Raw genomic sequence first — 23,423 nt, 5'->3', positions numbered from 1 at the left:
GGCGTTGGACGACGAAAACCTCGAGTTCGCCGAAGTCGAGCAGCCTGATGAACACGCGCGTTCGGCGGCGATCGCCCTGCACACGAAACTGATCAAACCGGCCGGTTCGCTGGGCAGGCTCGAAGAGCTGGGCGTTTGGGTCGCGGCCTGCCAGGGCCAGTCGCCGCCGCGGCCGTTCACGCGGCCGCGGGTCGTGGTGTTCGCCGGTGACCACGGTGTCGCCGCGAAGGGCGTCTCGGCTTATCCGGGTGAGGTCACCGCGCAACTCGTCGGAAGCATGCTGACCGGCGGCGCGGCCATCAACGTCCTGGCCGCCTCGGCGGGCGCGAGCGTCCGGGTCGTCGACATGGCCGTCGACAGCGACGCCCCCGCGACGCGGTCGATCGGCGAGTTCAAGGTGCGGCGCGGATCCGGCTCGATCGACGTCGAAGACGCGCTGACCGACGAAGAGGCGCGTGCCGCCGTCCGCGCGGGCCGGGCGATCGCCGACGCCGAGGTCGACGGCGGGGCCGACCTGCTCATCGCGGGCGACCTCGGGATCGGGAACAGCACCCCGGCCTCGGTGCTGGTCGCGGCGCTGACCGGCAGCGAACCGGTGGCCGTCGTCGGCCGTGGTTCCGGTATCGACGACAACGCCTGGATGCGCAAGGCCGCGGCGGTCCGTGACGCGCTGCGGCGGGCGAGGACCGTGCTGGCCGACCCGGTCGCGCTGCTGCGCACCGCCGGCGGCGCGGACATCGCCGCGATGGCGGGTTTCCTCGCGCAGGCCTCGCTGCGGAAGACGCCGGTGATCCTGGACGGCCTGGTCGCCTCCGCGGCCGCCCTGGTCGCCGAGGAACTCGTCCCGGGCGCGCGGCAGTGGTGGACCGCGGGCCAGCGCGGCGGCGAACCCGCGCACGCGCTGGCACTGGAGCACCTCGACCTGGAGCCGATCCTGGACCTGGACGTCCGCCTCGGCGAGGGAACGGGCGCCGTCGCGGCCCTGCCGCTGGTGTTCATGGCGACGCGGGTGCTCGCGGAGATGGCCACGCACGAGCAGGCCGGCGTCAGCGGCCCCCTGATCGAGACCCCCGCCACCTGACCCCGCCCGCATTTAGTCCTCTAAATGCGAAAGTCCGTGAAGGCCTCCTTCCCTACGCTCAAGGTAGGGAAGGAGGCCTTCACGGACTGGGGCTCTAGGAGCCGGGGCGTCAGCCCAGCGGGTACATCCAGCCTTCCGGAGCCGGGCGGGTGCCCTCCTGGATCCCGGTCAGCGCGCCGCGCAGCTTCATCGTCAGCTCGCCGGGCTGCCCGCCCGCGACGGAGAACTCGCCGCCCGCGTGCTTCACGTGCCCGACCGGCGTGATGACCGCCGCGGTCCCGCAGGCGAACACCTCGGTCAGCTCGCCCGAAGCCGCCGCCTTCTCCCACTCGTCGGTGGAGACGCGCCGCTCCTCGACCTGGTGCCCGAACGACTTCGCCAGCTCCAGCAGCGACTTGCGGGTCACGCCCGGGAGCAGCGAACCGGTCAGTTCCGGCGTCACGACGCGGGCCTCGTCACCGGAGCCGAAGACGAAGAACAGGTTCATCCCGCCCATCTCCTCGACCCAGCGCCGCTCGACCGCGTCGAGCCACACGACCTGGTCGCAACCCTTCTCCACGGCCTGGGCCTGCGCGACGAACGACGCCGCGTAGTTGCCCGCGCACTTCGCCTCGCCGGTGCCGCCGGGGACGGCGCGCACGTACTCGGTCGAGAGCCACACGCTCACCGGCTTCACGCCACCGGAGAAGTACGAGCCGGCGGGCGAGCCGATCAGCGCGTAGAGGTACTCGTTCGCGGGCCGGTTGACGCCGAGCCCGGCCTCGGTGGAGATCATGAACGGCCGCAGGTACAGCGACTCGCCCGGCTTCGTCGGGACCCAGCGGCTGTCGACCGCGATCAGCTCGCGGATCGAGTCGAGGAAGGTCTCCACCGGCAGCTGCGGCATGGCGAGGCGCTCGGCCGAGTTACGGAAGCGGATCGCGTTCGCGTCGGGGCGGAACGCCGCGATCGTGCCGTCGGGCTGGCGGTACGCTTTGAGGCCTTCGAAGATCGCCTGGCCGTAGTGCAGCACGGAGGTGGCCGGGTCGAGCGACAAGGGCGCGTACGGCCCGACGGTCGCGTCGTGCCAGCCCTGCTCGGCGCTCCATTTCACGGTCACCATGTGGTCGGTGAAGTGCAACCCGAAACCGGGTGCGGCCAATACGTCCGCGACGCGTTCCGGGCTCGCGGGGCTCGGGTGCGGGAGGTGGCTGAACTGCGTCGAGGTCGTCATACCCAAGACGATAACGCTTGGTCGGACCCACGTTAGTCGGACGTCCGCATATCTTTACCTCCCTCGATCTGTCCGTCACGACGAACACCGGAGGGGTCGCGCCCCTAGGATGGCGGCGTGACGTACAACCAGATGCAGCCCGCTCACCCGGCCGCTCCCGCCGTTCCCGGCAAGGGGGCCGACGTCAAGACCTTCGTGACGGCCGTGCTGCTCACCTTCGGCACCGGCGTGCTGATGATGGACGGCTGGGCCCTGCTCGACAGCGGCTTCGGCGCGTTCCTCGGCCTGATCGCCGGTTTCTTCGGCATCTTCTGGTGGAAGCACATCCACGGCAAGGTGTTCCCGCGCGAGCTGTCCACCAAGTCGGTGGTCGTCCTCACGGTGATCAACGTCGTGCTGGTGCTGCTCCTGCTGCTGCAGGTGAGCTAGAGCAACCCGTCGGGGAGGCCGGGCGCGGGCCAGTCCGGGTCGGGCCGGAAGTCGGTCCACGTCCCGTCGAAGGGGAACCGCCCGGCGTCCGCGAGTGCCCCGATCCGCTCGCCCTCGGCGCGCAGGCGTTCGAGCTGACCCGCGGTGATGCGGCCCGCGAGGACGGCCTCCTCGGCCTCGTCCTCATCCTTCCACTGCCAGCGTCCGCCGGGCTCCACGGCGACGTCGAGGATGCCGTCGATCCGGTCGGGACCGGACGGCGTGCGCCCCAGCGGGACCTCGAGGTTGACGTACCAGTTCAGGAAGTGGCCGTCGGCGTCGAAGAACCACCAGACCGACGACCATTCGTCGTCGGCGATGCGGCGCAGCGTCGACGTGTCGCGCCAGAAATCGGCCACGCGCACCCTCGGCACCCGGAACCGCTCTTCCAAGGGCGCTTCACGGAAAAGCCGTCCGTCGGCGAGCCTGCTGCCGACGATCGGGGTGTCCGCGGGCAGCCAGCCGAGCAGCACGGTGCCGTCGTCGGCGATGACGCGCAGCGGATGGTGCTGGCCGATCGAGCCGTCCGGTCGCAGGAAACGTTCGACGACCGTGTCGCCCGGGGTCCAGAGAGGATCATGCACGCCTTGAACGGTCACTCTCCGAACGGTACCGACGGGCGCGGACCCGCAGAACCAGTTCGGCGAGCGTTCCCACTCCCGCGAGCGCGAGGGCCACGACCGGCCCAGCGAAGAAGGCGGCGACGGCCACGATCAGTCCACAAGCGAGTGTCGCCTTCGGACGTTCCGGGGAAAGCCGTTCCCTGCCCTCGGTGAAGGCGTCGACCGCGACGGGCACGGTCGCCACGGCGGCCACCACGGTCAGCACCGGCAGCAGTGAGACCGCATCGGCCGCGGCGAGGAGCTCGCGGAACGAGGTCGCCGAAAGCCCCAGCCGGATCGGCCCCAGCTGGTAGAGGGCGACGGCCGTGATCGCGACGGCCACGGCACCCACGGCGGCGGCCCGGCCCGCGCCGGGGCGGCGGGGCAGCAGGAACGGCAGCAGGACCAGCACGGCGAGGCCGAGACCGGGTACCGACGGCGGATCCGGCGCGATGAACTGCGCCAACGGCGGGATGCCCACGCAGATCGCGATCAGCGACGCGGCGGCGGCCAGCGACAGCCCGGTGACCCAGCGGGCGGCGTAGTCGCCGAGACGGACCCCGGCCAGGTCGGCGACGGTCACCACGACCGCGAACACCGCGGCGGCGGCTCCCGGCGCGGACGGGAAGAGGTACTGCCCGAACGTCGTCGCGAAGACCAGGACCAGGCCCAACCGTGAAACGCATGCCGCGATCCGTTCGGGCCGGGTGTCACCCAATGCCGGCAGCAACGCCTCCGCCGCGACGGCGAGGACAGCCGCGACGACGACCGCGGCGAGTACCCAGTAGTCCGCTCCAGAGGTGCCCACCGCCAGGGCGATGAGCAGACCGCCAGCCAGTCGCACGCCGTCGCCCTTCCAGTTCGTCCAGTCACCTGCTCGGCCCCGCTGTTCCCCCAGGTCCCACTGTCATTAGCATGGCTCACGATCCAACCGGGCGGCCGCCCGGTACCACCGCGAACGCGCGAGGAGCCAGAAGTGACCGTGCCGAAGCTTGCCCTGACCGAGAACGCCGAAGCGGCGCTTGCCAAGACGCGCGCCGACGTCGTCGTCATCGGCACCCTGCAGGGTGAAGACGGCCTGGCGCTCGCCGCCGGCTCCTCCGTCGCCGACGCCGCTTTCGACGGCAAGCTCGCCGAGGTCCTCGGCACCCTCGGCGCCTCCGGCAAGGCCGACGAGGTCGTCAAGGTACCGACGCTGGGCAAGCTGTCCGCCGGTGTCGTGCTGGCCGTCGGCCTCGGCAAGGCAGGCGCGGACGGCGTCACCGCCGAGCAGGTCCGCCGGGCCGCCGGTGCCGCCGCGCGGGCGCTGAGCGGGACCGACCGCGCGTTCGTCACGCTGTCGGCGATCGATCTGCAGGCCGCCGTCGAGGGCACCGTGCTCGGCGCCTACAACTTCACCGAGTACCGCTCCGAGAAGGGCGACGGCCCGGTCGCGAAGGTCGACTTCGTCAGCCCCGAAGAGGGCACCGCCAAGGACCACAAGGCGACGCTGAAGGCCGCCGGCCTGATCGCGGAGTCGGTCATCATCGCCCGCGACCTGATCAACACCCCGCCGAACGACCTGTTCCCGGCCTCCTTCGCCGACCGCGCGAAGACGCTGGCCGAGGCGAACAACCTGGACTTCGAGGTCCTCGACGAGAAGGCGTTGAAGCGCAAGGGCTTCGGCGGCATCCTCGGCGTCGGCGGCGGTTCGTCGCGGCAGCCGCGCCTGCTGCGCATCGCCTACAAGCCCGCGAAGGCGTCGAAGAAGGTCGCGCTGGTCGGCAAGGGCATCACCTTCGACTCGGGCGGCATCTCGATCAAGCCCGCCGCGAACATGGACCACATGACCTCGGACATGTCGGGCGCGGCCGCCGTGCTCGCCTCCGTGGTGCTGGCCGCGAAGCTGAAGTACCCGCTCGAGGTCGTCGCGCACATCCCGCTGGCGGAGAACCTGCCCTCGGCCACCTCGTACCGGCCGGGCGACGTGCTCAGCATGTACGGCGGCAAGACCGTCGAGGTGCTCAACACCGACGCCGAAGGCCGTCTCGTGCTGGCCGACGCGATCGTGCGCGCGGGCGAGGAGAACCCCGACTACCTGATCGAGACCTCGACGCTGACCGGCGCGCAGGTCGTCGCGCTCGGCAACCGCACCGCGGGCGTCATGGGCTCGGACGAGTTCCGCGACCGGATCGCTTCGATCGCGCAGGCCACCGGTGAGGGCGGCTGGGCCATGCCGCTGCCGGAAGAGCTGCGCGCCGACCTCGACTCGCGTCTCGCCGACCTGGCCAACGTCACCGGGCACCGCTGGGGCGGCATGCTCGCGGCGGGCATCTTCCTGCGCGAGTTCGTCACCGAGGGCCTGCCCTGGGCGCACATCGACATCGCTGGCCCGTCGTTCAACACCGGCGGCGCGTGGGGCTACACCGGCAAGGGCGGCACCGGCGTCCCGGTCCGTACCATCGCCGCCGTCCTCGCGGACATCGCCGCCAACGGCTGATCCTTTTCGCGCGTGAAGGCCTCCTTCCCTCGGCTGAGCCGCGGGAAGGAGGCCTTCACGCGCTTTATGGCAAGGTCGGTGCCGTGGACAGGGACGCGTATCTCGAAGGCGCGATCAGGGACGTGCTCAGCGGGGACGACGCGACGCTCGACGACCGGATCGCGCACGCGGCGCTGCTCTTCGCCGCGTCCGGGGCGATGGCGGACGCGGACCGGCTGGTCACGCACTGGCACGCGCTCACCGAACGACCCGTCACGACGCTGATCCCCGGTGCCGTGCAGGCCCGCGCTTGGGCGATGCTCTTCGAAGCGCGCGGTGCCCACCCCGACTGGGCCGCGGCGATGATCCCGCTCGATCTCGACGCCGAGGAACGCGCCCACGACGACTACCTCGCCCGGCGCGTGTCCGATCTCGACGGTCTGCTCGGCGGCTCCCCGATCGGCGAGGCCGTGTCGCATCTCGGGCCGTCGCGGCCGGATCGGTTGCGTGAGGCCGTCGCGCGAGGCGACCTGGACGGCTGGGCCGAGATCGCGTCGCGACAGGGCCGCCCCGACGTCGCCGTGCTCGCCGCGACCCGACGTCTCGCGCCGCGGCTCGCCGCAGGAGCGGACCCGCTCGGGCTCGGCGACTGGACGGAACTCTGCGCCGGGGCGCTGGTCGCGGCCCTGTACGAGCGCTACCCGCCCGACACCGGCTCGTGGCGCGAAATGATCGGGGGCATCCTCCGGCTGCGCGGTGGAGGCACCGCTCCCCCGGCGGCGTCGCTCCGCACCATCGACGCGGCCGAGGCGCGGCTCGGGCTCCGGCTGCCCGACGACTACCGCGAATTCCTCCTGACCTGCGACGGCCTGCCCGCGGACGTCGTCTTCCCCCGGCTGCTCGGGACGGCGGAACTGCGCGCCGAAGGCGGTGTCGTGGTGATCTCGGAACCGGCCGTCGTGCTGCTGACGTCCGCCGGCGAGCAGTGGCGGACGGTCGAGATCGACCCGGCGCTGGGCACGACGGTGCATCCGACGTTCCGGGCGCTGCTGGAGCGGTACTTGCTCCTTTTGGCGCAATCCGCGTGAGGCGTCAGGCTTCGCCGCGCTTCTTCCGCTCGGTGTACTCCCGCATCCGCTTCGGGTAGCCGACCCGCGCCACCTCGTACACGGGGATCGACCGTTTGTGACCGAACTGCTGCGCCGCGTCCAGGCTCTCGATCCGGCGCCGGGTCCACTCACCGTCATGGGCGATCAGGACGACGGTGGTCTCGGTGACGTTGGTCTTCGGCTCCACGTACGCCTCGACACCGGTCCGTGACGACGCCCAGTCCTCAAGATGCTTGAAGTCGTTTGAAGAGGCTTTCCGCAGCGTACCGGGCTTTTGCCCGCCCTTAGAGCGCCGGCGCAGCGAGTCGAACAGACCCACTCCGACCACCTCACTTCCCATTCGCGTCCGATGTCCATTATCCCGACGCGGGCGTGTGCTCAGCGTGGCGGTCCGCGTGGACCGTGTCCCGTGGGTCACAGCACGCGGCCTAGGTCGCAGCCTCTCCACACGTAGTGACAAGATGGCAAGTGTCCGCGCGCGCGTATACCGCGCGGAGCGGCGCCAGAGCACCACCCCTACCGCTTGCCGAGGAGTTATTGAAGTGACCGACACCTCCGCCGACCTTGTGATCCTGGGTGGCGGATCGGGCGGCTACGCCGCCGCGTTCCGCGCGGCCGAGCTGGGCCTTTCCGTCACCCTGATCGAAAAGGACAAGCTTGGCGGGACGTGCCTCCACCGAGGCTGCATCCCGACCAAGGCCCTCCTGCACGCGGCGGAGGTCGCCGACGAGACCCGCGACGCCGAGACCTTCGGTGTGAAGGCCGTGCTGGAAGGCATCGACATCGCCGGCGTCAACAAGTACAAGGACGGGATCATCTCGCGCCTGTACAAGGGCCTCCAGGGCCTGGCCAAGGCGCACAAGGTGAACCTCGTCGAGGGCACCGGGACGTTCGTCGGCGGCACGACCGTCGAGGTCGACGGCACCCGCTACACCGGCAAGAACGTCATCCTCGCCACCGGTTCGTACTCGAGGACGCTGCCGGGCCTGGAGCTGGGCGGGCGCATCATCGCCAGCGAGCAGGCGCTTTCGCTGGACTACATCCCGAAGAAGGCCATCGTCCTCGGCGGTGGTGTCATCGGTGTCGAATTCGCGTCCGTCTGGGCGTCCTTCGGCGTCGACGTCACCATCGTGGAGGCGCTGCCCCGCCTGGTCCCGAACGAGGACGAGTACGCGTCCAAGCAGCTCGAGCGCGCTTTCCGTCGTCGCAAGATCGCCTTCAAGACCGGCGTGCGGTTCACCGGCGCCAAGCAGGACGACAACGGCGTCAGCGTGTCGCTGGAGTCCGGCGAGACGCTCGAAGCCGACCTGCTCCTGGTCGCCGTGGGCCGCGGCCCGAACTCGGCCGGGCACGGGTACGAGGAGGCAGGCGTGAAGATGGAGCGCGGTTTCGTCCTCACCGACGACCGCCTGCGCACCAACCTGCCGAACGTCTACGCCGTCGGTGACATCGTCCCCGGTCTGCAGCTCGCGCACCGCGGGTTCCAGCAGGGCATCTTCGTCGCGGAAGAGATCGCCGGCCAGGAGCCGCGCGTGATCGACGAGAGCGGCATCCCGCGCGTCACCTACTCGCACCCCGAGGTCGCTTCGGTCGGTCTGACCGAGTCGCAGGCGAAGGAGAAGTACGGCTCCGACGTCACCACCTTCACCTACGACCTCGGCGGCAACGGCAAGAGCCAGATCCTCAAGACCTCCGGTGGGGTCAAGCTGATCAAGGCTCCGGACGGCCCGGTCGTCGGCGTGCACATGGTGGGCGACCGCGTCGGCGAGCTGATCGGCGAAGCGCAGCTGATCTACAGCTGGGAGGCCTTCCCCGAGGACGTCGCCCCGCTCATCCACGCGCACCCCACGCAGACCGAGGCCCTCGGTGAAGCGTTCCTCGCCCTGGCGGGCAAGCCGCTGCACGTCCACAGCTGACGTCTCACCGTCGAAGAACCAGACCAAGCAAGACATATCAAGGGAGTCAGCGAACGATGGCCTACTCCGTCACGTTGCCGGAGCTCGGTGAGAGCGTCACCGAGGGCACCGTCACCCGGTGGTTGAAGCAGGAGGGCGACACCGTCGAGGTCGACGAGCCGTTGCTCGAGATCTCCACGGACAAGGTCGACACCGAGGTCCCGTCCCCGGTCGCCGGCAAGGTCGTGAAGATCAGCGCTCAGGAAGACGAGACCGTCGAGGTCGGCGGCGAGCTCGCCGTCATCGACGACGGGACCGGCGGCGTGCCGGAGTCCTCCGGTTCGGCCGAGCCGGCCGCCGAAGAGGCGCAGCCGGAGCCGGAACCCGAGCCCGCGAAGGAAGATGCCTCCGCGCCGTCCCAGCCGGACACCGCGCCGGCTTCGGGCGGCGAAGGCACCGAGGTGAAGCTGCCCGAGCTGGGCGAGAGCGTCACCGAGGGCACCGTCACCCGGTGGCTCAAGCAGGTCGGCGAGAGCGTCGAGGTCGACGAGCCGCTGCTCGAGATCTCCACGGACAAGGTCGACACCGAGGTCCCGTCCCCGGTCGCCGGCACCGTGCTGGAGATCCGCGCCGGTGAGGACGAGACCGTCGAGGTCGGCGGGGTGCTCGCGGTGATCGGTGCCGCCGGTTCCGCCCCGGCCCCGAAGGCCGAGCCGAAGCCGGAACCCAAGCCCGAGCCGAAGCCGGAGCCCAAGCCGGAGCCGAAGCCCGAGCCCAAGGCCGAAGCGGCTCCCGCGCCGAAGCCCGCCCCGGCTCCGCAGGCCGCTCCGGCCCCCAAGGCCGAGGCGCAGAAGCCGGCGGCGAGCAGCGACAACGGTTCGGACAACGCGCCGTACGTGACGCCGCTGGTCCGCAAGCTCGCTTCGGAGCACGGCATCGACCTGTCGTCGCTGTCCGGCAGCGGCGTCGGTGGCCGCATCCGCAAGCAGGACGTGCTCGCGGCCGCCGAGGCCAAGCAGAAGGCCGCCCCGGCTCCGGCCGCGCAGCCCGCTGCCGCCGCCGCCCCGTCGGCTCCGCGCAAGGCCGCGGTTTCGCCGGAGCTCGCGGCTCTGCGCGGCACCGTGCAGAAGGCCAGCCGGATCCGCCAGATCACCGCCACGAAGACCCGCGAATCGCTGCAGGTTTCCGCGCAGCTCACGCAGGTCCACGAGGTGGACGTCACGAAGATCGCCAAGCTCCGCCAGCGGGCGAAGGCGGCCTTCAAGGAGCGCGAGGGCGTCAACCTGACGTTCCTGCCGTTCTTCGCGAAGGCCACCGTCGAGGCGCTCAAGCAGCACCCGAACGTCAACGCGTCCTACAACGAGGACACGAAGGAGATCACCTACCACGGTGCGGTGCACCTGGGGATCGCGGTGGACACCGAAAAGGGTCTGCTGTCGGTGGTCATCCACGACGCGGGTGAGCTCAGCCTCGCCGGTCTCGCGCACCGCATCGCCGACCTGGCGGGCCGCGCGCGTTCGGGCCAGATCAAGCCGGACGAGCTGTCGGGTGGCACCTTCACGATCACGAACATCGGCTCCAACGGCGCCCTGTTCGACACGCCGATCATCGTGCAGCCGCAGTCCGGCATGCTCGGTACCGGCGCGGTCGTGAAGCGCCCGGTCGTGATCGCGGACGCCGACGGCAACGACACGATCGCCGTCCGGTCGATGGCGTTCCTGCCGCTGACCTACGACCACCGCCTGGTGGACGGGGCCGACGCGGGCCGCTTCGTCACGACGATCAAGCAGCGTCTGGAAGAGGGCAACTTCGAGGACGAGCTCGGTCTCTGATCCTCCGGTGGTCCGTGAAGGCCCTCGTCCCGCTTCGGCGGGGCGGGGGCCTTCGCCTTTCCCCTCCCCTCCCCCTCCCGCATTTCGTCCTCTGAATGCGGTCGTTGGCATGACGAACTACCGCATCCAGAGGACGAAATGCGGGAGTTTGACAGCCACCGCGAACTCTAGTATTCCGGAATTACGGAAAACAAGAGGGAGGGTGTTGACCATGCTGACCAGACGCCATCTGCTGGCGGGTGCCGCCGCGGGATCGGCCGCGCTGCTGCTGCCGGGGACCGCGAGCGCGGCCCAGCCGGACACGACGACCGGACAGGGCTGGCTCGACTGGATCGCCGCGCACCGGCACGACGTCTCCGTCCTGATCGACGACGGCGCCGGCCGCCGGGCCGCGCGCAACCCCGACGTCCGGCGCGTCATGGCCTCGTCGATCAAGGTCGTGCATCTCAGCGCGTACGCCGTGGCGGTCGCCGAGGGCAGGCTCGATCCGAAGGAACAGATCCGGATGGGCGACTGGGACGCCCACCACCCGTTCGTAGGCGATGGCCGCGCGCACTTCCTGGCGCTCAACCGGCTGGGTGTTCCCTGCGACGACTACGGCATCGCCAAGGACCCCGAGCAACGCGTCCCCCTGGCCAGGCTCGCCGAAGCGATGATCTTCTTCAGCGACAACGCCGCCACGGACTATTTCCGCACCCGCCTCGGCGACCCGGCCCTCCAGCGCGCCGCGGCGCGGGGCGGCTGGTTCCGGCCGGACACCCGTTCGCTCGGCGGCGAGGTCCTGATGCTGATCATGCCGGAGTACGCGCCCCCGCCCGGTAGCCCCGTCGCGGTCCGCCGGGCGATGGGTGACGCGGTCGCGCGCCGCTTCGTCCGCGATCGGGCGTTCCGCGCCGAAGCGCTCAGGCGCTGGCCGGACATGCCGAGCACCCCCGACACCCAATGGCCGTGGATCAAGGGACACGGCCAGGGCTCGGCGGCGGATCTGTTCGCGCTGCACCGCGCTATCGCGAACGGGCTGTACCCGACCGCGCGCGAGATCCTCGCGAAACCGCTCGCGGACCGCGTGCCCGCCGGAGCGAGCGAAGTGCTCTTCAAGGGCGGAAGCCTGCCGCGCTCGCTGACCACGGGACTTTCCGTCCGCTGGCCCGGCGGGCGTTCGGGTACCGCGGCCATCCTGTTCACCGGCGTCAGCGATCAGGACATCGCGAACGCCCCCGTGCTCCTCGACGTCTTGCTCGCGGCATTGTCCGATCCGGCGCGCTTCGCCGCCCTGGAACGAGCGCTCCGCTGAGGCGCAGGTATAGATAGCCGGTATGGACGCTGAGCTCGCCGACCGGATCGCCGCCCTCGAAGCCCGGGTCGCCGCGCTCGAAGGACGGCACGGCGAGCACGAGGCCGAGCAGGCGGTGAGTCCCGGCGGGATCGTCGGCTACCACGGCGAGCTGACCGAGCCCCTCGAGCTGAGCTGGGCGATCACCATCACACCCGGTCCGATGCTGGGATTCGAGGACGGGCCGCGGGTCGAGGTGCTCGCGGCCCTGTCCAGCACGGCGCGGGTGGCACTGGTGCGGACGCTGGCCGAGAAGGGCGCGCAGACCGCGCCCGCCCTGCAGGAGGCCGCCGATCTCGGGTCGCCCGGCCAGCTTTACCACCATCTCAAGGCGCTGACCGGCGCCGGGATCGTCGAGCAGGACAAGCGCGGCAGTTACCGGCTTCGTCCCACCGCGACGATCCCGGTGCTGGTGCTGCTGACCGCCGCGTCGGACGTCGCCGGGCAGCTGAAGAACCTGAGCGTGCGACCGGATCGCGGATAGGACACGATCGGATCATGCGAGTTCTGATCGCGGGCGCGAGCGGACTGATCGGCAGCGCCCTGACGACCCGGTTACGCCGTTCCGGGCACGAGGTCGTCCGCCTCGTCCGCCGGGAGGAGCGGGCCGCCGACGAGCGCCGCTGGGATCCCCCCGCTGGCGAGATCGCCGACGGCGCGCTCGACGGCGTCGACGCGGTCGTGAACCTCGCGGGCGCGCCGCTGCTGCCCGGACGCTGGAGCGCGGCCCGCAAGCAGGTGCTCCTCGACAGCCGGGTCGAACCGACCGAGGTCCTCGCGGAAGCCGTCGCCGAACACGGGATCCCGGTGCTGGTCAACGCTTCCGCCGTGGGCTACTACGGCGATCCCGGTCCGTCCCTTGTGGACGAAACGAGCCCGGTGGGCCGCGGTTTCCTCGCCGAGCTCTGCACCGCGTGGGAAGGCGCCACCGAGTCCGCGGCCACCGCCGGAGCCCGCGTCGTGCGCATCCGCACCGGGCTGGTGCTCGCACGCGACGGTGGGCTCCTCGACGTCCTGCGGCCGCTGTTCCGGTTGGGGCTCGGCGGGAAACTCGGCGACGGCAAGCAGTACATGCCCTGGATCTCGCTCGACGACGAGGTCGGCGCGATCGTTTTCGCGCTGGAGAACGAATCGCTGTCGGGCGCGGTGAATCTCTCGGGGCCACAGCCCGCCACGAACGCCGCCTTCACGAAGGCACTGGGCCGCGCCGTGCACCGGCCGGCGATCTGGCAGGTTCCCGGGTTCGCCATGAAGATCGCCCTCGGGCAGGCGGCGGAGGAGATGGCGCTGTTCGGGCAGCGAGCCATGCCGCGTGCGCTGGAGGAGGCGGGATACGCCTTCCGCCATCCGACCCTCGAGGACGCGCTGGCCGCCGCGACATGACCTTGCAGCGCGGGCTGTACACCCTCGCCGGAGTCCTGCTGCTGGTCGGCTTCGTCACACTCGGGCTGTCCGTCGACGAACGGCCGCCGCCGGTGGACGTCGCCCTCGCCGACGCGTTCCGCGACCAGTACACCCGGCCCGCCGGGCAGGTGGCGGGCCTGGTCACGCACGTCCTCGGGCCGGTGCTGCCGTTCGCGCTGGGCGCCGTGCTGGTGGTGATCGCCTGGCGCCGCCGGGACTTGACCGTCCTGTGCGTCAAACTGGCCGTCGTCCTGCTGTCGTGCCGCATGACCAGCCTGATCGCGAAACCGGCCTTCTACCGGGAACGGCCACGCGAATTCCCCGATCTGAGTTACCCGAGCGGGCACGTGGTCGCCGTCGCGTGCACGGGTTTCGTCGCAGTGCTGCTGTGCGCGTGGACCCGGCCGCGTCTCGCGCGCTTGGCGATCACGATCGCCGTCGCCGCGACGGTGCTCGGCGCCCTCTGCCGCATCGTGCTGGGCGTGCACTGGCTGACCGACACAGCGGGATCCGTACTCGCGGTGGGTGGCGTCGGCCTGATTTCGGCGGCCTGGCTGGGCCTGCTCCCCCTGCCGAAAGACCCGGCGTAGTGTCGCTGACGTGAGCTCTTCGACCACGTCATGCCGTGCCGCCACCGAGCCCGTCGACGTCCGCGAGATCGGGACGATCGACTACACCGAAGCCTGGGAACTCCAGCGCCGCCACGTGACAGCCCGCGCCGACGGCGAGGGTCCCGACACCATGCTGCTGCTGGAACACCCGTCGGTGTACACGGCGGGCAAGCGCACCGAAGCCGAGGACAGGCCGACCGACGGCACCCCGGTGATCGACGTCGACCGCGGCGGCAAGATCACCTGGCACGGGCCCGGCCAGCTGGTCGGGTACCCGATCGTCAAACTCGCCGACCCGATCGACGTCGTGCACTACGTGCGCCGTCTCGAAGAGGCCCTGATCACCGTTTGCGACCAGCTCGGCGTGCACACCGGCCGGGTCGAGGGCCGCAGCGGTGTCTGGATCCCCGCCGACGACCGCGGCCCGGAGCGGAAGATCGCCGCGATCGGCATCCGCGTCCAGCGCGGCGTGACCATGCACGGTTTCGAGCTGAACTGCAACGCCGACCTCGGCGCCTTCGACAAGATCGTCCCGTGCGGCATCCGGGACGCGGGCGTGACGTCGCTTTCCTACGAGCTCGACCGTGAGGTCACTGTCGCGTCGGTGCTGCCGATGGCGCGGGAAGCCGTCCTCGCGGCACTGGAAGGCGAGCTGGCGGTGAGCGACGAGCGCTGGCTGCCGCGCCCCGAAGCCCCGGCCGCACCCGGCGTCACTTTCGCTCTGCAGAGCTGATTCCTGTGCCAAGCTCCCAGTGGGGCCGCGGAAGCGCCGCGGCCCCACTGGGAGGAATCATGCGCAGAATCGCGTATGCCGCGGCGGTCGTGGCCGCCGTCGGCGGACTGCTGGCCACCCCCGGCGTCGCCTCGGCGGTGCCACCGGGCTGCTGGACCGAGACCAACGGCTCGACCTGGGCCGCGGGCTTCTGTCCGAGCGGGACCTACAAGGTCGTCGTCCAGTACTGCCGGGTGCACTGCACCCGGGAAGAGGGCTACCCGGCGGTGAACGGCAACCCTTCGGGTGTCTCGTTCAGCCCCGGCGGCTCCATCGCCAGTGTGGACGTCGAATACGTCTAGAAGCGCGTGAAGGCCCCCTTCCCTCGGCTGAGCCGAGGGAAGGGGGCCTTCACGCGCAAAGCGTCAGTCCAGCTGAGGAGCGACCTCGGAAGCGATCAGCTCGACCTGGTCCAGATCCGAAAGGTCCAGCAGCTGCAGGTAGAGCCGGGTGATCCCGGTCTTCTCGCGCCACTGCCCGACCTTCTCGACGACCTCCGACGGGGTCCCCGCGAGCCCGTTCTCCCGCAGCTCGGACACCTCGCGCCCGAGCACCGAAGCACGCTTCGCGACTTCGGCGTCGTCACGCCCCACGGCGACGACGAGCGCGGCCGACCGGATGATCTCCTTGGGGTCGCGGCCGATCTCGCGCGCGGCGTCGTCGACGCGGCCGAACTGCTCGGCGGCGAAGTCCGGGCCGACGAACGGCAGGTTGAACTCGTCCGCGTAGCGGGCGGCGAGCGCCGGGGTGCGCTTCTTGCCGCCGCCACCGATGATCACCGGCGGCCGGGGCCGCTGCGCCGGCTTGGGCAGGCCGGGCGAGTCGACGAGCTTGTAGTGCTCGCCGTCGAAGGAGAACGTCTCCCCCTCCGGCGTCTCCCACAGCCCGGTGACGACGGCCAGCTGCTCGGCGTAGCGGTCGAAGCGCTCCTTGATCGGCGGCAGGTCGAGGCCGTAGGCGGTGTGCTCGTCGTCGTACCAGCCCGAACCCAGGCCGAGTTCGACGCGGCCGCCGGACATCTGGTCCACCTGCGCGACCGAGATCGCGAGCACCGACGGATGCCGGAAGGTGGCGGCGGTGACGAGGGTGCCCAGCCGCACCCGGCTGGTCTCACGGGCGAGACCCGCGAGGGTGATCCACGCGTCGGTCGGCCCCGGCAGCCCGGTCGCCGAACCCATTTTCAGGTAGTGATCGCTGCGGAAGAAGGCGTCGTAGCCCGCGTCCTCGGTGGCCTTCGCCACCCGGAGCAGGTCATCGTAGGCGGCCCCCTGCTGGGGCTCGGTAAAGATCCTGAGGTCCACGCCGCCACCCTAGCCAGGGCTCGGTCAGCTCGCTTTCCCGTGCTCGGCGGGCGGGACACGGCGGAAGCCGACGAGCAGCCGCACCAGTACCTCCTCGACCTGGGCACTGACCTTCTTCGGCTCGGGCGACGAAGCGATCTCGATCGCCGCGCTCGACAACGCGCCGAACAGCAGCCGCGCGGTGACGTCCACCGGGACGTCGTCGACCTCGCCGACCTCGATGAGCGACTGGATCCCGGTGCGGACCAGGCCGAAGCTGCACCGCTCCTCCGCCTCGCGCCAGCGTTCCCAGCCCATCACCACCGGCGCCTCGTGGATCGCGATGCGCTGGTACGCCGGGTCGAGGCAGCTCTGCAGGAAGCCGCGCAATCCCGCGAGCGCCCGTTCCCACGGCGAGGCCGGGCCGTTCATGATCTTTTCGAGCCGGTCGAAGACCTGGCTCTCCACCGTGTCGAAGGCGGCCTCGAACAGCGCCTGCTTCCCACTGAAATGGTGGTACAGCGCGCCTTTCGTCACCCTGGCCCGCTTGGCGATCTCGTCGAGAGACGTGCCGGCGTAGCCGCGTTTGGTGAACAGCTCGACGGCACTCTCGACGAGCGCCGACCGGGTGGACTCGGAATAGTCCAGCCGCCTTGACCTCATTGTCGCCACCTTCACAACTTTACGCCGCCGGTCCCGCTCCATACTCATGGTATGTTGGCTGCTGTCAGGTCCGTACCGGGAGTATGCCGCAAACCTGCGGTATGAACCGGGTCACGGAGGGGAGCCCACATCATGAGCTGGAACGACTTCTACCAGCGGCGCGACATCCTCGAAGCCGCACTGCGCCAGGCGGGTCACCACCCGTCCGACGCCATCTCACTCGAAGAAATCCCCGGCGCCACCAGGTACTTCGCGACCGAAGAGGAACTTCTGGTCGCGCTCCGGTACAAGTGGAACCAGGTGTTCGCCGGTCACCTCCGCGCCGAGATGACCGATCCGGACTACGCCGACCAGGACCTCGCGCTCGACCGCGTCGAAGCCGTCACCCGCGCCTGGAACAGCGCCATCGCCGAACACGAGACCCTCCGCGCCGTTCTCGACGCGGCCCTCGAGCGGTGCCCCGCGCTGATCCCGTCGCACGAAGCCGAACTGCGCACGCTCGCGCTGACGGCGGGGCTGGCCGACGGCAAGGAACCGGTCGACGAGATCACCCAGGTCGGCAGCGCGTTCGCCACCCTGCTCCGGCACGGACGGCACGCGAAGCCCGCCCGCCGCCGCAGCCCCATGGGTCACCTGCTCCGGTTGCTCGCGCCGAGCGCCTGATCCGGCGTAGCGGCCCCGCCGACGATGTAGTTAGGTGACCGACATGGCTGCTCACGCGCGCTGGACCGAGGCCGACATCCCGGATCAGACCGGCCGGACCGTGTTCGTCACCGGCGCGAATTCGGGGCTGGGGTTGCGGATGTCCGAGGTGCTCGCGGGCAAGGGGGCCCGCGTGCTGCTCGGCTGCCGGTCGCCGGAGCGTGGCGCCAAGGCGCTGGAGCAGGTGCGCGCGGCCGCGACCGGGGACGCACCCGAGCTCGTCCGGCTGGATCTCGCCGACCTCGACTCGGTCCGCGAAGCCGCGAAGAAGGTCCAGGAGCTGACGGGCGGCAAGCTCGACGTCCTGGTCAACAACGCGGGCGTGATGGCCACCCCGCGCGGCCACACCAAGGACGGTTTCGAAACCCAGTTCGGCACGAACCATCTCGGGCACGCGGTGCTGACCTGGCTGCTGATGCCGTCACTGCGCAACGGTTCGGGAGCGCGCATCGTCACCTTGTCGAGTATCGCGGCGACAGGCGCGCGCATCGACGTCGCCGACCCGAACTTCGAACGCCGGATGTACAACCCCGGCTCGGCCTACGGCCAGTCGAAACTCGCCAATCAGGTGTTCGCGCTCGAACTCGACCGCAGGCTGCGCGCCGCGGGAGAAAACGTCATCAGCGTGGCGGCGCATCCCGGCTACACCTGGACCGGACTCGGTTCGGGGATGGCCCGTTCCTACCGCAATCCGGTGGTGCGCGCGCTCGTCGCCGGGGGCAACCGGATCGGCGAGATCTTCATCGCGCAGAGCGCCCGCCAGGGCACGCTCCCGCAGCTGTTCGCGGCGACCTCCCCGGAGGCCGAAGGCGGCGATTACATCGGCCCTCGCGGGCTCGGCGGACTTCGCGGCGCCCCGGTCAAGGTGCGCCCGCTGGCCGCCGCGAGGAGCGAATCGCTCGGCGCCGCGTTGTGGGATCTGACCACCAAGTTGACGGGCGTCACCCCCGACCCCGCGTGAGCGGCGACCACTGCTCCGGCGGGCGTAGGGTGACGGTGTGAGTGCTGCCCCAGATGGCCGCAAGCTGTTGCGGCTCGAGGTCCGGAATTCCCAGACTCCCATCGAAAAGAAGCCGTCGTGGATCAAGACGCGCGCCCGGATGGGTCCGGAGTTCACCGAACTCAAAGGCCTGGTGCGCCGCGAAGGCCTCCACACCGTCTGTGAAGAAGCCGGCTGTCCCAACATCTACGAGTGCTGGGAAGACCGTGAAGCGACGTTCCTGATCGGTGGCGACCAGTGCACGCGCCGGTGTGACTTCTGCCAGATCGACACGGGCAAGCCGGAGGCGCTGGACCGGACCGAGCCGCGCAAGGTGGCGGAGTCGGTGCAGGCCATGGGCTTGCGCTACTCGACGGTCACCGGTGTCGCGCGTGACGATCTGGAGGACGGTGGTGCGTGGCTGTACGCGGAGACCGTCCGTCAGATCCACGCGTTGAACCCGGGTACCGGTGTGGAGCTGTTGATTCCGGATTTCAACGCGGATCCGGATCAGCTGGCGGAGGTGTTCGGTTCGCGTCCCGAGGTGCTCGCGCACAACGTGGAGACGGTGCCGCGGATCTTCAAGCGGATCCGGCCGGGTTTCCGGTACGCGCGGTCGTTGGAGGTCATCACGAAGGCTCGTGAGGCCGGTCTGGTGACGAAGTCGAACCTGATCCTCGGCATGGGCGAGACCCCCGAAGAGGTCGCGCCCGCGATGAAGGATCTGGTCGACGCGGGCTGCGAGATCCTCACGATCACCCAGTACCTGCGCCCGTCACCGCGTCACCACCCCGTGGACCGCTGGGTCAAGCCCGAAGAGTTCGTCGAGCACTCGAACGCCGCCGAGGCCATGGGCTTCGCCGGCGTCATGGCCGGGCCGCTCGTACGCTCCTCGTACCGCGCCGGTCGCCTTTTCGCCCAGACGAAGGCCCACCGCGGCGAGCCGCTGTCGGAGAACCTGGCCCACCTCGCCGCCGAAGGTCCCGCCGCGCAGGAAGCCAGCTCACTGCTGGCCCGGTGACTCCGGTCACCCTCTTCGCGACATCGCCACCCACCAGGTCACGAATCAGTAAAGTGACCTGGTGGCGTTGGTAACCGATCTTCTGAACTGGCTGCAGGGACTCCCGGAACCGGGACTGGTCGCGGCGACCGGCGGACTGGTGTTCGCCGAATGCACCATCGGGCTGGGCTTCATCGCTCCCGGTGAATCGGGGCTGCTGGTCGCGGCCACGACGGCGACGTCGGTCTCGCGCTTCCTGACCCTGTGGGCGGTCGTGACGGTCTGCGCCGCACTCGGCGACTCGCTCGGCTACGCGATCGGCAAACGCTTCGGCCCGCGCCTGCGCGAGACGAAGCTGATCCGCAAGTACGGCCTCGACGCCTGGGACAAGGCGACGGGGGTCCTCGAACGGCGAGGCGCTTGGGCGGTGTTCTTCGCGCGGTTCCTTCCGGTGATCCGCACGCTGACCCCGGCCGCTTCCGGAACCTCGGGCCTGCCCTTCCGTAAGTTCCTGCCCGCCGCCGCGGCCGGTGCGGCCTGCTGGTCGGCCATCCACATCGGTATCGGTGCCGCCCTCGGCGAAGCCGCCAAGAAGGTCGAAGGCGCGCTCAACACCGGCGGCCTGGTCATCGTCGGCGTGCTCGTGGGTGTCGCCGTGTTCTTCCTGCTGCGCTACAAGAAGAAGAAAGCGCTCGCGGTCACAGCCGAAGAAGCCACTCCGGCGAAGGTCGGCGCGGACGACTAGATTCCGGGCATGACCGCCCTGAACCTGCCCCAGCCGATCGGTTTCGTCCTCGGTGGCGGCGGCAGTCTCGGGGCGATGCAGGTCGGGATGCTGCGTGCCCTCACCGAAGCAGGCGTCGCGCCAGACCTCGTCGTCGGCACCTCGGTGGGTTCGCTGAACGCCGCCGTGCTCGCCCTCGGGGGTGAATCCAGCGGGAGGCTCGACCGGATCTGGTCGCGGATGACGCGGCACGAGGCGTTCCCCGGCGGTGTGCTCAGCCAGGTGCGGACCCTGCGGCACAGCAAGACCAACCTGTTCCCCAACACCGGGCTCGCCGCGATCGTCGACGAGCACATCGGCGAGGGCGTCCGCTTCGAAGATCTCGCGCTGCCACTGGGTGTCGTCGCGACGGACGTCGACACCGCCGAGCCGCTGCTGATCCGTTCCGGGCCCGTTCTGGCGCCGCTGCTGGCCAGTTGCGCGATTCCGGGGATCTATCCGCCGGTGCCCTTCGGAGAGCGCATGCTCTACGACGGCGGCCTGGTCGCCAACGTGCCGATGCGCCAAGCGCTCGCCATGGGCGCGAAATCGCTCGTCGTCCTCGACTGCGCCTTCCCCGGCAAGATGCCCGGCACCCCGCAGACCTTCGCCGAGGTGATGATGTTCACCGCGATGATCAGCATGCGGAACCAGGCGGTCCTGGAGGCGCCGATCGCCGCGGCCGAGGTGCCCGTGGTCTACGTGCCCGGGCCGAAGCCCGTGCGGGTCAGCCCGCTGGACTTCAGCCACACCGCGGCTTTGACCGCCGAGGCCTACGACGCCGCGAAGACCTATTTGGGTGAATTGAGTGTCGATGGCCCCGGTCTTTATGGTGCGCCCGGTCTCGTCGTGGACTGAGAAGCAACCATCCAGCAGCGATCACGTCTTCTTCGTCGCGTAGTTTTGAAAAAGGACCTTTCCGCTGAACGAGCGACGTTAAAAGAGACCCATATGTTTCCCAAGAAGACATTACTTTCGACGGCCGGAATACTCGCCGCGACACTGCTGATCTCGGCCTGTTCGTCCTCCGGCGGCACCGGCACTTCGAATTCAGCCGGCCCGAGCGCCGGATCGGACGAAAGCGCGGTTTCGGTGACCATCGACCCGGCGGGCGGGACGAACGTCAATCCGGCGACCCCGGTGGTGGTCAAGGCCGAGCACGGCAAGCTGATCGACGTCACCGTCAGCAACGCCGACAAGGGCAACCAGGTGAAGGGCGAACTGGCGAGCGACGGGCTCAGCTGGAAGACCACCGAACCGCTCGGCTACGGCAGCACCTACAAGATCGTGGCGCATGCCCAGGGCAGCGACGGAAAGCCCGTCGAGCAACAGAGCAGGCTCTCCACGCTGAGCCCGAAGCAGCAGGCGAACCCGAACCTGATCCCGGCTCCCTCGGCGGTCGCTTCCGGCGGTGTCGGCGTCGGGCAGCCGATCGTGTTCACCTTCGGCCAGCCGGTGAAGAACAAGGCCGACGTGGAGAAGAAGCTGTCCGTGGAGTCGACGCCGAAGCAGGAGGGCTCCTGGTACTGGATCGACGACAAGAACGTCCATTACCGCCCCAAGGTGTATTGGCAGCCGGGGACGACGCTCAAGGTGTCGGCGATGATCTACGGTGTCGATTTCGGCAATGGCGTGTACGGCGCGACCGATCGCACCGAAAAGTACAAAGTGCACGATTCCTGGGTCGCGAAGGCCGACGGCAACACCGAGCAGATGCAGATCTTCCACAACGGCCAGCTCGCGAAATCGATGCCCATTTCCATGGGCAAGGACGCCACGCCCACCCATTTGGGCGCGCACGTCATTTCGGACAAACACGAGAATTACACGATGGACTCGTGCACGTACGGCGTCTGCCAAGGCCAGCCGGGGTACTACAAGTCGAACGAGAAGTGGTCGCTGCGCATCTCCAACGACGGCGAGTTCGTCCACGAGAACCCGAACAGTGTCGGCGCGCAGGGCAGCTCGAACGTGTCGCACGGCTGCATCAACCTCAACGCCGCCAACGCGCAGTGGTTCTACCAGAACATGGGGCTCGGCGACGTCGTCGAGGTGACCAACTCCGGTGGCCCGCAGCTGCCGGTGTGGGACCTCTACGGCGACTGGTCGAAGTCGTGGGCGGACTGGCAGGCGGGCAGCGCGCTCAAGTAGAGGGATGATGGGGCGGTGACCAGCACCCTGAGCACCGCCCGTGCCCTCGTGGCCGGCGCCGGCCGGATCGTCGCACTGACCGGCGCCGGGATCTCCACGGACTCGGGGATCCCCGACTTCCGCGGCCCGCAGGGCCTGTGGACCCGCGACCCTGGCGCGGAGAAGATGTCGAACCTCAAGGCGTACCAAGGCAGCCGCGAGGTCCGGGAGCGGACCTGGCAGGCGCGGCTGGTGCATCCCGGCTGGGACGCCGCGCCGAACGCGGCGCACTACGCCCTCGAGCGCCTGTCGCCGGCGTGGATCATCACTCAGAACATCGACCGGCTGCACCAGAAGGCGGGCTCTCCGCCCGAGCGGGTGCTGGAACTGCACGGGACGATGTTCGAGTCCGTCTGCCTGTCCTGTGACGATCACCGGGACATGCGCGCGACGCTGGAACGCGTCCGGGCAGGCGAGGCCGATCCGCCCTGCCTGGTGTGTGGCGGCATCCTGAAGTCGGCCACGGTCTCCTTCGGCCAGCACCTGGACCAGAACCTGCTCCGCGCCGCGCGTGCCGCCGTCTCCGACAGCGATCTCCTGCTGGTGGCCGGGTCCTCCCTGAGCGTGCAGCCGGCCGCCTCACTGGTGAGTGTCGCTTCCCGCGCCGGCGCCGCGGTGGTCATCTGCAATGGCTCCGAAACGCCCTACGACCACATGGCCACCGCCGTCGTCCGCGGCCCGCTCGCCGACTCGCTCCCCGCCCTCGCCCCCTCCCGCATTTAGTCCTCTAAATGCGCCCGGCCCCGGGCCCCGTCGCGCATTTAGTCCTCTAAATGCGGGGCCGCCGCCTCCCCTCACGTGCCTGCCCCCCGTGACTCGCGTGATCGGGGCCGTGACTCGCGTGATTGCAGGCGGATCTCGCGTGTTTGGGGAGGGATCTCGCGTGATCAGACGGACGACACGCGTGATCAGACGGACGACTCGGCCGGTGGTGGTGTCGTCCGTGGGATCACGTGTGTTCGCTCTGCAATCACGCGTGTTGCGTGTCGGATCACGGGTGTGGCGGGTTTCGGGTATGAGAAAAGGGCCCAGGTCTGGGAGAACTCGTGGTTCTCTACCAGGCCCTGG

Annotated in this window: 25 protein-coding genes; 19 read left to right on the top strand and 6 right to left on the bottom strand. The window is 69.9% G+C overall.

Annotated elements, in window-relative coordinates; translation table 11 throughout:
* The first annotated feature begins 4 nt into the window (after window positions 1-4).
* Window positions 5-1,081 (top strand): nicotinate-nucleotide--dimethylbenzimidazole phosphoribosyltransferase, encoded by a 1,077-nt coding sequence (gene cobT / locus ED92_RS31310; RefSeq protein ID WP_037344704.1) that lies wholly within the window; start codon window positions 5-7, stop codon window positions 1,079-1,081.
* 109 nt (window positions 1,082-1,190) lie between these two features.
* On the opposite strand, the gene ED92_RS31305 is transcribed toward cobT, so the two are convergent.
* Window positions 1,191-2,294: a branched-chain amino acid aminotransferase gene (locus tag ED92_RS31305; protein ID WP_037344703.1), complete on the bottom strand. Its 1,104-nt coding sequence runs from the start codon at window positions 2,292-2,294 to the stop codon at window positions 1,191-1,193.
* 117 nt (window positions 2,295-2,411) lie between these two features.
* Here ED92_RS31305 and ED92_RS31300 point away from each other — a divergent pair, with 117 nt between their 5' ends.
* Window positions 2,412-2,723 (top strand): hypothetical protein, encoded by a 312-nt coding sequence (locus tag ED92_RS31300; RefSeq protein ID WP_037344702.1) that lies wholly within the window; start codon window positions 2,412-2,414, stop codon window positions 2,721-2,723.
* Here the strand turns inward: ED92_RS31300 and ED92_RS31295 are convergent.
* Both ED92_RS31295 and ED92_RS31290 read right to left on the bottom strand, forming a co-directional pair.
* Window positions 2,720-3,346 carry a DUF402 domain-containing protein gene (locus ED92_RS31295; RefSeq protein WP_037344701.1) on the bottom strand — a complete coding sequence of 209 codons (627 nt, stop codon included), beginning with the start codon at window positions 3,344-3,346 and terminating at the stop codon, window positions 2,720-2,722. The two genes, ED92_RS31300 and ED92_RS31295, sit on opposite strands and share 4 nt — an antisense overlap.
* A complete protein-coding gene (locus ED92_RS31290; protein ID WP_037344700.1) occupies window positions 3,339-4,208 on the bottom strand; it encodes a hypothetical protein in 870 nt (289 codons plus the stop codon). The genes ED92_RS31295 and ED92_RS31290 overlap by 8 nt, the downstream gene beginning before the upstream one ends.
* Window positions 4,209-4,340: 132 nt before the next feature.
* Here ED92_RS31290 and ED92_RS31285 point away from each other — a divergent pair, with 132 nt between their 5' ends.
* Both ED92_RS31285 and ED92_RS31280 read left to right on the top strand, forming a co-directional pair.
* On the top strand, window positions 4,341-5,843 hold the full coding sequence (locus tag ED92_RS31285) for a leucyl aminopeptidase (protein ID WP_037344699.1): 1,503 nt from the start codon (window positions 4,341-4,343) through the stop codon (window positions 5,841-5,843).
* A gap of 83 nt (window positions 5,844-5,926) precedes the next feature.
* A complete protein-coding gene (locus ED92_RS31280; protein WP_037344697.1) occupies window positions 5,927-6,910 on the top strand; it encodes an SMI1/KNR4 family protein in 984 nt (327 codons plus the stop codon).
* Window positions 6,911-6,914: 4 nt separating this feature from the next.
* On the opposite strand, the gene ED92_RS31275 is transcribed toward ED92_RS31280, so the two are convergent.
* The gene (locus ED92_RS31275) at window positions 6,915-7,259 is read right to left on the bottom strand and encodes a hypothetical protein (RefSeq protein ID WP_037345665.1); all 345 of its coding nucleotides are present in this window, start codon (window positions 7,257-7,259) and stop codon (window positions 6,915-6,917) included.
* 214 nt (window positions 7,260-7,473) lie between these two features.
* Here ED92_RS31275 and lpdA point away from each other — a divergent pair, with 214 nt between their 5' ends.
* From lpdA to ED92_RS31235, 8 genes are all read left to right on the top strand, one after another.
* Entirely contained in the window at window positions 7,474-8,847 is a 1,374-nt protein-coding gene (gene lpdA / locus ED92_RS31270) for a dihydrolipoyl dehydrogenase (protein ID WP_037344695.1), read from the top strand.
* A gap of 56 nt (window positions 8,848-8,903) precedes the next feature.
* A complete protein-coding gene (sucB, locus tag ED92_RS31265) occupies window positions 8,904-10,658 on the top strand; it encodes a 2-oxoglutarate dehydrogenase, E2 component, dihydrolipoamide succinyltransferase (RefSeq protein WP_037344692.1) in 1,755 nt (584 codons plus the stop codon).
* Window positions 10,659-10,869: 211 nt separating this feature from the next.
* Window positions 10,870-11,952: a serine hydrolase gene (locus ED92_RS31260; protein ID WP_037344689.1), complete on the top strand. Its 1,083-nt coding sequence runs from the start codon at window positions 10,870-10,872 to the stop codon at window positions 11,950-11,952.
* A gap of 22 nt (window positions 11,953-11,974) precedes the next feature.
* The gene (locus tag ED92_RS31255) at window positions 11,975-12,475 is read left to right on the top strand and encodes a helix-turn-helix transcriptional regulator (protein ID WP_037344687.1); all 501 of its coding nucleotides are present in this window, start codon (window positions 11,975-11,977) and stop codon (window positions 12,473-12,475) included.
* Window positions 12,476-12,489: 14 nt separating this feature from the next.
* Window positions 12,490-13,374: a TIGR01777 family oxidoreductase gene (locus tag ED92_RS31250; RefSeq protein WP_037344685.1), complete on the top strand. Its 885-nt coding sequence runs from the start codon at window positions 12,490-12,492 to the stop codon at window positions 13,372-13,374.
* A complete protein-coding gene (locus ED92_RS31245) occupies window positions 13,371-13,985 on the top strand; it encodes a phosphatase PAP2 family protein (RefSeq protein WP_037344682.1) in 615 nt (204 codons plus the stop codon). The genes ED92_RS31250 and ED92_RS31245 overlap by 4 nt, the downstream gene beginning before the upstream one ends.
* Window positions 13,986-13,995: 10 nt before the next feature.
* Window positions 13,996-14,739, top strand: a complete 744-nt coding sequence (gene lipB, locus ED92_RS31240; protein WP_037344680.1) for a lipoyl(octanoyl) transferase LipB — start codon at window positions 13,996-13,998, stop codon at window positions 14,737-14,739.
* Between the two features lie 59 nt (window positions 14,740-14,798).
* A complete protein-coding gene (locus ED92_RS31235; protein WP_037344677.1) occupies window positions 14,799-15,080 on the top strand; it encodes a hypothetical protein in 282 nt (93 codons plus the stop codon).
* A 63-nt stretch (window positions 15,081-15,143) separates the two neighbouring features.
* Here the strand turns inward: ED92_RS31235 and ED92_RS31230 are convergent, their stop codons facing one another.
* Both ED92_RS31230 and ED92_RS31225 read right to left on the bottom strand, forming a co-directional pair.
* Window positions 15,144-16,079, bottom strand: a complete 936-nt coding sequence (locus tag ED92_RS31230) for an LLM class F420-dependent oxidoreductase (RefSeq protein ID WP_037344674.1) — start codon at window positions 16,077-16,079, stop codon at window positions 15,144-15,146.
* 24 nt (window positions 16,080-16,103) lie between these two features.
* On the bottom strand, window positions 16,104-16,721 hold the full coding sequence (locus ED92_RS31225; RefSeq protein WP_016336085.1) for a TetR/AcrR family transcriptional regulator: 618 nt from the start codon (window positions 16,719-16,721) through the stop codon (window positions 16,104-16,106).
* A 132-nt stretch (window positions 16,722-16,853) separates the two neighbouring features.
* Here ED92_RS31225 and ED92_RS31220 point away from each other — a divergent pair, with 132 nt between their 5' ends.
* The 7 genes from ED92_RS31220 (at window position 16,854) to ED92_RS31190 (ending at window position 23,078) form a co-directional block, all read left to right on the top strand.
* Window positions 16,854-17,384 carry a hypothetical protein gene (locus ED92_RS31220; RefSeq protein WP_037344673.1) on the top strand — a complete coding sequence of 177 codons (531 nt, stop codon included), beginning with the start codon at window positions 16,854-16,856 and terminating at the stop codon, window positions 17,382-17,384.
* Between the two features lie 43 nt (window positions 17,385-17,427).
* Window positions 17,428-18,384: an oxidoreductase gene (locus tag ED92_RS31215; RefSeq protein ID WP_037345664.1), complete on the top strand. Its 957-nt coding sequence runs from the start codon at window positions 17,428-17,430 to the stop codon at window positions 18,382-18,384.
* Window positions 18,385-18,421: 37 nt separating this feature from the next.
* Complete coding sequence (gene lipA / locus ED92_RS31210) at window positions 18,422-19,423, top strand: lipoyl synthase (RefSeq protein WP_037344671.1); 1,002 nt, start codon at window positions 18,422-18,424, stop codon at window positions 19,421-19,423.
* Window positions 19,424-19,484: 61 nt separating this feature from the next.
* Entirely contained in the window at window positions 19,485-20,147 is a 663-nt protein-coding gene (locus tag ED92_RS31205; RefSeq protein ID WP_037344669.1) for a DedA family protein, read from the top strand.
* Window positions 20,148-20,156: 9 nt separating this feature from the next.
* On the top strand, window positions 20,157-21,023 hold the full coding sequence (locus ED92_RS31200) for a patatin-like phospholipase family protein (protein WP_037344668.1): 867 nt from the start codon (window positions 20,157-20,159) through the stop codon (window positions 21,021-21,023).
* 93 nt (window positions 21,024-21,116) lie between these two features.
* Window positions 21,117-22,316, top strand: coding sequence for an Ig-like domain-containing protein (locus ED92_RS31195; RefSeq protein ID WP_037344667.1), 1,200 nt, complete (start codon window positions 21,117-21,119; stop codon window positions 22,314-22,316).
* A gap of 15 nt (window positions 22,317-22,331) precedes the next feature.
* Window positions 22,332-23,078: a Sir2 family NAD-dependent protein deacetylase gene (locus tag ED92_RS31190; RefSeq protein ID WP_052120968.1), complete on the top strand. Its 747-nt coding sequence runs from the start codon at window positions 22,332-22,334 to the stop codon at window positions 23,076-23,078.
* Window positions 23,079-23,423: the final 345 nt, after the last annotated feature.

This window comes from Amycolatopsis sp. MJM2582, from assembly GCF_000754115.1.
Lineage (GTDB): Bacteria > Actinomycetota > Actinomycetes > Mycobacteriales > Pseudonocardiaceae > Amycolatopsis > Amycolatopsis japonica.
This window is presented reverse-complemented; position numbering and strand designations above follow the sequence as displayed.

Bases quoted from the DNA above. Each gene is read 5' to 3' on its own strand.
- ED92_RS31305 (WP_037344703.1), bottom strand. From the start codon at position 2,294: ATGACGACCTCGACGCAGTTCAGCCACCTCCCGCACCCGAGCCCCGCG.
- sucB (WP_037344692.1), top strand. From the start codon at position 8,904: ATGGCCTACTCCGTCACGTTGCCGGAGCTCGGTGAGAGCGTCACCGAG.
- ED92_RS31260 (WP_037344689.1), top strand. From the start codon at position 10,870: ATGCTGACCAGACGCCATCTGCTGGCGGGTGCCGCCGCGGGATCGGCC.
- ED92_RS31255 (WP_037344687.1), top strand. From the start codon at position 11,975: ATGGACGCTGAGCTCGCCGACCGGATCGCCGCCCTCGAAGCCCGGGTC.
- ED92_RS31250 (WP_037344685.1), top strand. From the start codon at position 12,490: ATGCGAGTTCTGATCGCGGGCGCGAGCGGACTGATCGGCAGCGCCCTG.
- ED92_RS31245 (WP_037344682.1), top strand. From the start codon at position 13,371: ATGACCTTGCAGCGCGGGCTGTACACCCTCGCCGGAGTCCTGCTGCTG.
- ED92_RS31235 (WP_037344677.1), top strand. From the start codon at position 14,799: ATGCGCAGAATCGCGTATGCCGCGGCGGTCGTGGCCGCCGTCGGCGGA.
- ED92_RS31225 (WP_016336085.1), bottom strand. From the start codon at position 16,721: ATGAGGTCAAGGCGGCTGGACTATTCCGAGTCCACCCGGTCGGCGCTC.
- ED92_RS31220 (WP_037344673.1), top strand. From the start codon at position 16,854: ATGAGCTGGAACGACTTCTACCAGCGGCGCGACATCCTCGAAGCCGCA.
- ED92_RS31215 (WP_037345664.1), top strand. From the start codon at position 17,428: ATGGCTGCTCACGCGCGCTGGACCGAGGCCGACATCCCGGATCAGACC.
- ED92_RS31200 (WP_037344668.1), top strand. From the start codon at position 20,157: ATGACCGCCCTGAACCTGCCCCAGCCGATCGGTTTCGTCCTCGGTGGC.
- ED92_RS31195 (WP_037344667.1), top strand. From the start codon at position 21,117: ATGTTTCCCAAGAAGACATTACTTTCGACGGCCGGAATACTCGCCGCG.